Annotated in this window: 6 protein-coding genes; 4 read left to right on the top strand and 2 right to left on the bottom strand. The window is 45.4% G+C overall.

Annotation, left to right across the window (positions count from 1 at the left end; translation table 11 throughout):
- The coding region (locus L5L97_RS10470; protein WP_263181817.1) for a transposase at nucleotides 1–199 on the bottom strand (199 nt) is incomplete at its 3' end.
- Between the two features lie 532 nt (nucleotides 200–731).
- Here L5L97_RS10470 and L5L97_RS10465 point away from each other — a divergent pair.
- The 4 genes from L5L97_RS10465 (at nucleotide 732) to ushA (ending at nucleotide 9,198) form a co-directional block, all read left to right on the top strand.
- Nucleotides 732–1,784, top strand: a complete 1,053-nt coding sequence (locus L5L97_RS10465; RefSeq protein ID WP_263181816.1) for a porin — start codon at nucleotides 732–734, stop codon at nucleotides 1,782–1,784.
- 33 nt (nucleotides 1,785–1,817) lie between these two features.
- Nucleotides 1,818–5,090, top strand: a complete 3,273-nt coding sequence (locus tag L5L97_RS10460; RefSeq protein WP_263181815.1) for an ExeM/NucH family extracellular endonuclease — start codon at nucleotides 1,818–1,820, stop codon at nucleotides 5,088–5,090.
- A gap of 74 nt (nucleotides 5,091–5,164) precedes the next feature.
- Complete coding sequence (locus tag L5L97_RS10455) at nucleotides 5,165–7,297, top strand: endonuclease (RefSeq protein ID WP_263181814.1); 2,133 nt, start codon at nucleotides 5,165–5,167, stop codon at nucleotides 7,295–7,297.
- A 167-nt stretch (nucleotides 7,298–7,464) separates the two neighbouring features.
- Nucleotides 7,465–9,198, top strand: a complete 1,734-nt coding sequence (ushA, locus tag L5L97_RS10450; RefSeq protein WP_263181813.1) for a bifunctional UDP-sugar hydrolase/5'-nucleotidase UshA — start codon at nucleotides 7,465–7,467, stop codon at nucleotides 9,196–9,198.
- 366 nt (nucleotides 9,199–9,564) lie between these two features.
- Here ushA and L5L97_RS10445 read toward each other — a convergent pair whose 3' ends face one another.
- Nucleotides 9,565–10,620, bottom strand: a complete 1,056-nt coding sequence (locus tag L5L97_RS10445) for a porin (protein WP_263181812.1) — start codon at nucleotides 10,618–10,620, stop codon at nucleotides 9,565–9,567.
- Between the last annotated feature and the right edge of the window lie 121 nt (nucleotides 10,621–10,741).

Raw genomic sequence — 10,741 nt, 5'->3', positions numbered from 1 at the left:
GTTCAGGGGTAATCGGAGATGCTTTTGGTGTGCCACCCTGGCGTTCTAGTTTTAACTGTCTCACCCATTTATCCATAGTGGACTTACCTACGTTCATCGCCTTTGCAGCTTCGATGATGCTATGGTTTTTATCGAGGACTAATTGGGCTGCTTCAAGTTTGAATTCAGCACTAAATGTTTTTCTGGTTGTCGATCTCATGTGTTCACCTAAAGTCATCTACGAGGTAATAATATCACCTCTATTTAGGTTGCCCAAATTAGCGTGCCACTCCCCTTTTTTATTAGCTTGCCTATCTTAATAAGTACAACTGAAATAAGCCCCCTTAATTCTCACATTATTCCACACAAGACACATCCGACCACGTTCTTAATTAAGTGTATGATTTAAATAAATATAAACCAATTAAGATGGCGTGCCGTTCCCTATGGCGCTCAATGAGTCTCTTTTTATCTTGTTTAACAGGTACTTATGTATGCAAATGTGACTAAACATCCTTTTTTTTGCTGCCAAATTCTGCAACAATCGCGCCTCACGTTAATACAAATTAGCGGAAATATTATAAAAATGGGGTTGATATATGAAGCGTGTAATAAATGTATCGGCGATTTCGCCATCAAATGCTCCACCTATCTGAGCAGCTAGCAGTTTAAGAATTTACTAATCAATATTTTTAATTTTGAGTTTGGCCTTCAAATATAGGCTGACAAATTACTAATCGGAAGTAACGGTAATGTTAAAAAGAACAACAATTGCAATCGCTATCATCACTATGTTTAGTGCTGGTTCAGTAAGCGCTGTAATGCTAGATGGTGACAGTCAAGGTGACCATGTTCGCTTATATGGCGAAGTGGGTGTCGGTGGGCATTTTGATACTCATCCAGCTTACAACCACGATGAGTTCTACGATACCAAAGGCTATGTAGATGATAGCTTAGCCACCATGGGCGTATCGGGTCAACGTCAACAGTTTACCTATCGTCTTGAATTAGACTACCAACGCCGTAACTGGCTTGGCGGCGACGGTGAGTTCGAGTTGGCCATCGACAAGATGTACGTAGGCTATGCCTTCACCGATCAACAGTGGATTGAGCTCGGCTTGACCGATACAGCATTCGACGATTACGACCACTTCGGTGATTTCACCTTCAACAAGTCCGTTGAAACCGGTGAAGCGGGTGACCAAGAGAACACAGTTAAGTATCAAGCTGAGTTTGAAAATCTAATTTTCGGTACTTCTTACTCATACAATGGTGAACACGAGAGTGGTGCGCTGCAAGGTGACATCATTAACGGATACATAGGGTGGATGTCTGATTTGCTCTCTGTCGTGGTTGGCTTAGAAACGCGCGGCGGCTCTAACGGGATCAGTAAATATGGTGAGCAGCAACAGATAGGCTTGGGTGTCCGTCTGAAACTGATGTCTGACTTATCTATTGGTTTAAATGGCTTTTTAGAAGATGAAGACTTGTCGACACGTAAGAGCGGTGACGTACACCTAGATTACCAGACTTTCCGTAATCAGGGGGTAACACTAAGTGCCAAGTACGACCTGAATCAACAATGGGAAATAATCAGCTCAGTAAACCACGAAGAGTACGAGGGCTGGGATCTGTTAGGTCCGAACTATGACTACTCGAAGCTACCTGCCGAGTACGGCAAAGAGCGTCAGTGGGCCAGTTTAGGTTTCAACTATCGTCCTGCCCGCGACATCGTGCTGTCTCTAGAAGGCCGAGTTGGCGAAGCCCCTGAAGCAGGCTACGCCTACGCGCGTATCTATTTCTAGTCCGAATTGAATTCAACTTTTATAGAGTTTACTATGAAAAAAACTGTCCTATCGCTGGCCATTGCCAGCACCATCAGCATGGGCGCCTTCGCTGGCGTTGAAGATCTGCTGATCACCGAAATGACCCAAAGTTCCGATGCCAATGTTGGCGCGGTTGAGATCACTAATACAGGCTCTGATGCCTTCACTTTTACTGATGATATTAGAGCTTTCCAACGCTCTGACGGTAAGTATGACAACGAGTTGTTCAAGTCTGATGCTAAGCCGCTGTTGAGTGGTCAGACACTTGCCTCCGGTGCTTCTATGGTTATTGTTAATAGTAGAGCGAGTGAAGAGTTTCGTAATGCTATTGCTACTCAAGGTGGCACCGTTGTTATCTCTACATATGATGCCAGTAATAAGTATAACAACCTGTTCATGACCAGTAATGACGGCTTTTTCCTGAAAAATGGTGATACCGTTATTGATCGTGTTGGAGCAGTGAATGACGGCAGCAAGTGGGCATCGAACACCACTTTACGTCGTAAAAAAACTGCTGACGGTAAGAATCCTGCTCAATCAGGCACCTTCGATGCGACTAAGTGGCAGAACATCTTGCCAATGAGATTTGATGATTTAGGTAAATCAGAGCTGCCGGCTGCTGATGCAAAAGACATCATGGACATCTTCACTTGTCCAACTGATAAGAGTGAAATCATGTCTCCTAGCGAAGTTCAGGGGACAGGCTTTACCTCGCCTTTAATTGCTGAAGGTAAGACTGAATCAGCTGAAAAAGTTGCCGTAGAGGGGATCATCTCTGTTAAGGGAACGATTCCTAATGAAGGCTTCTATCTTCGCAATCTTGTTTCTGACAACGACCCTGAGACTTCCGATGGCATCTTCGTTAGCTCTAGTGCCGCAGGTGCTCTGAAGGTTGGTCAAACCGTTTGTATCGGTAGTAAAGTGGCAGAATACCAAGGTCAGACTCAACTGTCCGCTGATACGGCATTTAGCTGGAATGTGACTGATACTAATATCCTAACGCAGCCTACCGATATTGAGGTTATTAGCGCTGATAACGGTTCTTTCGATAAGACTCTAGAACGTTATGAAGGTATGTTGGTTAACTTGCCTACAGATCTGGATCCTCAGACTGATGGCGACCAAGATATGCGTATCACTCGCAGCTTCAGCTACAACTATCTGTCGTCTCCTAACGGTCGCAACAACATGGTGGCTGCTTATAAGCGTCCTAATTTACAGCCTAACCACTTGCATGTTGCAGGAAGCCCAGAGTCTAAAGCGGCTAATGAGCAAAACAATGATTATCGCTTAGTTATCGAAAGTGCCACTAAATCCAATGGCATTGATTTGCCTTATTACGCAGGCTTTAACAGTGACCCACACACTAACTATATTCGTATCGACGATAGTCTTGTTAATGCGCAGGGTGTGATCAGTCAATATGAAACTGAGTTGATCCCTGGCACTGATAAATATGATCAGGACTACAGCCTGACCATTACCAACCAGTTAACTAGCGCTAACTTTATCCATAATTTACCGCGTACCAGTAAACCAGATCTTAAAGATACTGTGACAGGTGATAATTTTGCTATCCGCGTTGCCAGCCAGAACTTGTTTAACTTCTTTAACTCTCCTTTTGGTGGTGACAACAATAGCTTTGGTCAGAGCCGAGGCGCTACAACTTACGACGAATACATTAACCAGAGAAGCAAACTGGTAGAAATCATTCGTGCTCAGAATGCTGACGTCATGGCTCTGATGGAGATTGAAAACAACGGTTTTGGCGATGACAGTGCCATTGCTGAGATTGTGAACCAAGTCAATATCAAGTATGTGGATGAGCGCCCCCAAGATTATAATGGCCCTACCTCTACAGAAAACCGTTATGTGTTCGTTGGTTTTGATAACAACGGTAATCAGATATTGGATAACTTAGACGCCATTGGCTCTGACGCTATTTCCACAGGTATTATCTACCGTCCAAGCAAGATGAGCATTGAGCGCACTCGCGTTATTCCAATGCCTCAGCAAAAAGCGCCGACTATCGTCAACGACTTAGGTGAGGTGATAAAAGATCAAAACCAAGAGATCTTAGAGGACGGTCAAAACTACCACCGTGATGCCTTGGTGGTAACCTTTATCATTAACCAAACAGGCAAGCGCTTGACGCTATCTGTAAATCACCTTAAGTCAAAAGGCTCTAGTTGTTGGGAAGAATGGCAAGATGTTGAGTTTGGCAATGCCACGACTTGGAATAACCGTGAAGCACCTGATCTCGACTACCAAGGGGCTTGTGCCGAGTTCCGCGTAGCCGGTGCCGTGCACTTAGGTGAAGAGATGGAAGATGTGCTTGGGGATAAAATCATCCTTGGTGATTTGAACGCCTATGGTAAAGAAGATCCTGTACTGGTTCTTACCGAGAACCCACGCAACAAGACTATCGTTACCGCTAGCCACACTTTCCTTGGATCTAAGCCTCAGTTTAACGAAGATGGCTCACCAGTGACTATCACTAAGACTTACGGCTACATCGATATCGTCGGTGAAAAGTTCAAGGAGAAGGGTAAGACACCTTGGAGCTATTCTTTCAGTGATGAAGTCGGTTCACTTGATCACATCTTGATTTCTCCTTCTCTGAAAGATCGCGTGATTGACGCCACTGACTGGCATGTTAATGCTCCAGAGACAGCCTTGTATGACTACCAAAACAGCTTTAAAGGTAGTATCGACGGTACTGGCACGCATAAGTTCTACAAAGCGAACGTTTATCGTGCATCGGATCATGACCCAGCATTAATTTCTCTTAGCTATAAGCCCGGCGATGCAGATGCGGGTGTGCCTTTAAGCCTGACTAAGTTGAATAAGCTAATCAAGGTGCCTTATCAGATCCCAAGCTCTAAGGATGCTGAAGGTAAACTTGTTAGTATTGCGAAGGCCAAAGATGTGGCGATTGTTAGCCTGAGTCCAGTTGATAAAGATAAACGTCTTGACCTAACTCAAATGGTTCTGCCTAAAGTGATACTGACTAAAGATGGCCAGACTATGGTCACTTTCGAAGTCTTTGGTGCCCCATCAGCAGACTACAACGTGACAGTTAGCCTGCAACGTGATGGTAAGCCTGTTGCTGGATCTGAGCAGACTTTTATAGCGAAGGTATCTAGTCGAGATTCTTTGATTGCTGAAATTGTAGAAGAAGAAACCGATAACACTGGCGGTGATGGTAAAGCGGGTAGTGCTGGCTTCATCAGCTTGTTATCTCTGTTCGGATTGGCAGCAATTCGCCGTCGTCTTCGCAAATAAGCATTCAACTAGATAATGAAGCGCCTGCTTTCGGGCAGTGCGCTTCTCATCAAAGATTCAAAAGAGATAACATTATGAGAATTAAAATGAGTGCAGTTGCCACCGCGACTGCCATAGTTTTGGGCACTTTTTCTACAGCTGCGAGTGCAAATTTAGTTATTACTGAATACATTGAAGGCAGCGCCAACAATAAAGCTATTGAGATCTCAAACCTAGGTAGCAGTGATATTAACCTGGATGCTAACGCTTATAAGCTGATCCTGTTTGCCAATGGCGCAGATGCATCAAAACCAGGTAATACTGAGACCTTAACTGGCACTTTAGCGCCAGGTAAGAGTATTGTGTTCCATAATGCTGGTGCAACCATCGATGCGTTTAAACTCGGCAGTGCTTCTACCGTAACTTATTTCAACGGTGACGATGCCGTAGTATTAACCAAAAATGATGTGGTTATCGATCGCTTTGGTAAGCGCGGTGAAGACCCTGGCACTGAGTGGAAAGATCCAAACAACGCCGATTTCTCTTCAGTGAATAAGACACTGCGCCGTAAAGCCAGTGTCACTACTGGTGATACAGTTGCCGAAGCTGACTTTCCAGGTACCAACAACCAGTGGGCCGTATTCGTTATAGATACCGCTGATGGCCTAGGTTGCCCAGGTGAAAAAGCTTGTACTGGCGATGTCACTCCTCCAGAGCCACCAAAGCCACCAGAGCCAGAAACAGGTCCTTGTACGGGTTGCGAGACGCTGACTCCGGTTGCCGATCCTGCGACGTTCAATAGTGAAATTTATTACTCTGATGTGCTCAGTGGCGAATTTGCCAATGCTGAAGAACTGAAGAATGCCTTGTCTGTAATCATAGCGAAAAATCATAAGCAACTGACCTATAAGCAGGTTTGGAGCACACTGACTTACGCTGACCAAGATCCCGCTAACGATAAAAATGTTATTGAGATCTACACAGGCGCCTCTATTTCCAAATACGACAACCAGACTGGCGGTAGCGGTGTGGGTAAGTGGAACCGTGAACACGTTTGGGCCAAAAGCCATGGCTTCCCAAATGAGTCTCAGTGGGGCTATACCGATGCTCATCACCTACGTCCTTCAGATGTAGGTATCAACACTGCACGAAGCAACAATGACTTTGGTGCGTGTAAAGATACAGGTGAAGAGGTGCTGTTCAACGGTGCTGGTACGGGTAACTACCTAGACAAAACCACGGACTGCTGGGAGCCTCGTGATAAGGTAAAAGGCGATGTCGCTCGTATGATCATGTATATGGATACTCGCTATCAAGGCACTGATACTGCTATGACTCAAATGCCAGATCTCGTCGCAGTTGATCGCCTAACGACGACAGCCGAGGATGACGCTCCGCTGATCGGTACACTTTGTACTCTGTATGAGTGGAGCCAGTTAGACGCTGTTGATAGCTACGAGCAAAACCGTAACAATCAGGTATACAAATACCAAGGCAACCGTAACCCTTTTATTGACCGCCCTGAGTTAGTAAAAGAAGTGTACGGTGCAGTCTGTGGTGACGATCCAAACCCTGGTTTGGTCGTCGAAGGTGAAATTGTTACTCCTGAAAGTGTTACAGAAGGCGCTGCATACACCCTAGATGCCTCAGCAATCAAAGCTGGCGAAGGTGTTACGCTGACTTACAAGTGGGAGCAGATTGTTGGTGAAGAGAAAACCCTTGTTGGCAATCAGGCTATCTTGTCTCTAACTGCACCAAAGGTTAAAGCCGATGATACGTTGAACTTCACCTTGACCATCAGCAACGGTACTTCGGAAACAACCAAAGCTGTTAGCTTGAGCGTGATGAACGTACCTTTCATGGTGGAAGTCGGTTTTGCGGGTAATACTAAGCTTGCAGAAGAACAAAGCACGACTATCACTGCAACGGTTGCCGATGCGCCAGTAGGAACAACATATAGCTGGAAGCAAGTATCAGGCACTACTGCTAAGTTTACTGCCACTGACCTGAAACTTGATGTGACTGCACCTAAGGTCGACATAAATCAATCGTTAGTTTTTGAACTGACGGTTACGAATGCCGATAAAGAAAGCTTCAGCAAGTCTGTTAGCATTGAGGTGTTAAACACCGAAGATGCTGGTTGGACTAAGCCTGATGGAGCGGGTAGCTTAGGTGGTTTTATAACTCTGTTACTACCGCTAATCTGGTTGCGTCGTCGGCAAGGCTAATCATACGTTAAGCCTATAAAAAGCAGCACCGGTATCGCACTGGGTGCTGCTTTTTTTAACGGTACAGACGTTGTCTACATCTCTCCTTGTGCACTGCGTTCTCACTGTAGACGCAAATCCCTTAGGGCGAGTGACAAGGTTTATCTGAATATTATTGAAGGATTATTATGAATACTTCACTCCGTCCTTCTTGCCTACTTCTTACCGGCTCAGCTATCGCGTTAACGTTAGCATTAAGCGGCTGTGGTAAGGAAAAGGTGGAAAAGGCGCCTAAAACGACTGCATCGGTTGCCTGTCAAGCCGCTGGTGATGACTGTAAGCGCTTTACCTTGCTGCATACCAATGATCACCACGGCCGTTTTTGGCATGGCCCTAGAGGTGAGTATGGCATGGCGGCACGTAAAACCATACTGGACCAAATCCGCAAAGAGGTCACTGAACAAGGTGGGGAGACGCTACTGCTCTCAGGTGGCGATATTAATACTGGCGTGCCAGAGTCTGATCTTCAAGACGCCGAGCCAGATTTTATCGGCATGAACCATCTTGGTTATGATGCCATGGCCGTGGGTAACCATGAGTTTGATAACCCATCGACTGTGATGGATAAGCAGCGAGGCTGGTCAAAATTTCCTTGGTTATCGGCCAATATCTATCGCCAAGTCGATGGTGAGTGGCAGCGCTACTTTGAGCCTTATAAGCTATTCGAGGTTCAAGGATTGAAGTTGGCCGTCGTTGGTCTGACTACCGAACAAACCGCCGATATTGGTAATCCTGAGTTTGTTGAAGCGTTTAAATTCACCTCTCCACAAGATGAGGTTCAAGGTATTTTGGCTGAGCTCGAAGAGAAGTATCAACCGGATCTTGTTTTTGGCCTCACCCATATGGGGCACTATGAAAACGGTGTACATGGCAGTAACGCCCCCGGTGATGTTGCACTTGCTAAAAGCCTAAAGCCTGGCCAGATTCAAGCCATCATTGGCGGACATTCACAGTTGCCTGTTTGTATGGAAGGAGAGACTGGTAAGTACGTAAAAGATTATGGTCGAGATGAGCCGTGTAAACCCGATCGTCAAAATGGCACTTGGATCATGCAAGCCTACGAGTGGGGTAAGTTCGTAGGTCGCGCCGATTTTGAATACTATGGCGGTAAGTTACACCTGGCTCATTACGAGTTAGTACCTGTGAATGCCGAAACCAAATTCGGTTCCTTCTATCCACCTCATATGCTAACCCCCAAAGATCCGGAAACCCTCGAGTTACTGCGTCCATATCAGCGCAATGGTCAGATGAAACTGCGAGAGGAGATTGGTGTTGCAAAGGCTAATTTCATTGGTGAACGTAAGGTCGTTCGTTACCAAGCTACACCTCTCGGGATTATGATAGCCCATGCTCAGACTCAGCTCCCTGTGCCAGCAGATTTTGGCATAATGAACTCTGGCGGTATTCGTACCACCATAAAGAAAGGGCCTATTCGTTATCGTGATGTGCTTGAGGTGCTGCCTTTTTCCAACAGTGTCACAGTGGCTGAGATGAATGGTGCCGAACTGAAAAAGTATTTGTCTAAGGTTGCGCTTATGACCCAAGGCTCTGGAGGCTTTGCCCACTTCAGCGGCATCAAGATGACCGTTGACTGTAAAGCTAAAGATGTCGATATCAATACTGTTGGTGACAAGCCCTTCAAGCTAGAGGATAACTATCGATTTACCCTCCCTAGCTATAATGCTGCGGGCGGTAACAAATATCCCAAGTTGAAGGAAAAGGCGAGAGACACCGGCTTTATTGATGCCGATATGCTTTATCAATTCATCAAAAAGCATGACACGCTTGATCCTGTCGACTATGACAGAGCGAAAGATGTTCGCTATATCAACTCTAGAAATTCTGATGGCTGCGGTGGTTAAATTTATTATCTAACAAGGTTAATCAGCTGCTCCCTTGCACCCTAAACAGCGCCCAACCTTCCGGTTGGGCGCTGTTTATTTGTATGTGCGGTTTATTTACCGCTTACGTTGAATCTTCTGTCTAAGCTTCTGAATTTATGATTGAAGCCAACAAAATACAAACCAGTATAGCTTCAGAGATCAAGGGTGGGTATTACCGTTTTAAATTGGAACGTATCGAAGTGTAAAGACGGTATCGTCTTAAATAAGCAAAAGCCACGCGAGTCGTGGCTTTGTTGTTTTTAGCTTTAGTGCTTTTGGCCTTTGTGCAGTGTAAGCAGACTAAGAGCGTTAAAGCTGGTTCAACCATTAGTTTTAGATAGAAACTTAAAACTTATAATCGAAGTTATAACGCATGCCGATCATGATTTGGTCATTGGTTTCAAGGTATTCGTAATCGGTTTTTTGATATTCGACAAAGGTTCTGAACATAGACGTTAAATGCCATTCAAGCGTAGTGTTGTAGGCATTATAGGTTTTAGAGGTCACATCGTTGCCACCATCATCATATTTAGATACACCTAGCTTAACTTTATAGCTTTCATTGATGGCGTAGCTTGCTACGACGTCAAGTGTGGATCCATCGGCGTCATCTTTGTCTATGTCTTGATAGGCTGCGGCGAGGTATAAAGAGTCGAAGCTTTTTGATAGGGTCACGCCTAGAGTATTTTCATCGGTGCCGTCTTCTAACTCTTTGTTATAAAAAGCCGCAGCGATGTAGATAAAGTCAGTTTTGTAGCGCACGCCGGCGTTGACAAAGTCGCTGCCGTTACTCTCTTTATTGTCGCCGTCGAATTGTCCATCGGCCGAAAATAAGATATCGCCAAATTGCTTACGATAGGTGACTAGATTATTCACTCTGAATGGGCTCGCACTGTCATAGGCAAGCGGTGTTCCTGAGCGGTTAAAGATATCGACCGGATCAGAAATCATTTCCTGAGTAACGGCTTGCTTACCGATGGCGAACCGACCAAATAAGCCTTCAATACCGACATATGCTAGACGTGCGTCGCCAAAGTCGCCGTCGTTTTTGATGTCGACTTTAAATTCGCCTTTAGCAAAGCCTGTTAGGCCGTGGCTGAGCTTTTGCTCTGCGGCAAAACCAATCCGTGAGCTGGCATCACCCACATCCCACACATCGTCCGAGTTAGTGTGGGTCAGGCCGAAGGTTGGGCGTAAAGAGCCATAAAAATTAAACTGGGTATCCGATGGCACTGATGGCTCATTTTCTTGAGCTTCGAGCATGGCGAGTCTCTGCTGAATTTGTTGTAACTCAGTGCGTAATTCGTCATTGGTTTCTGCTGTATTATTGGCTTGAACGGCAAAGATAGGTGTGGCAAAGCTCAGCACAAGTATGGCTGATGTAAGTTTAGACGGTTTCATTTATGTTTCCTTACATAACAACTACTCGCGTTACGCTAATGGATTTTGTTGCCGATTGAGCTGTATCGCTAGTAGTAAGGAGCTGCACTTGTGATAGTGCTGGGGAGGCGCCTAACTAAGA

The organism is Shewanella sp. SM71, from assembly GCF_025653905.1.
Classification (GTDB): domain Bacteria; phylum Pseudomonadota; class Gammaproteobacteria; order Enterobacterales; family Shewanellaceae; genus Shewanella; species Shewanella oncorhynchi.
Note: the sequence above shows the minus strand (reverse complement) of the source record. Positions and strands in the feature narration are given on the sequence as shown.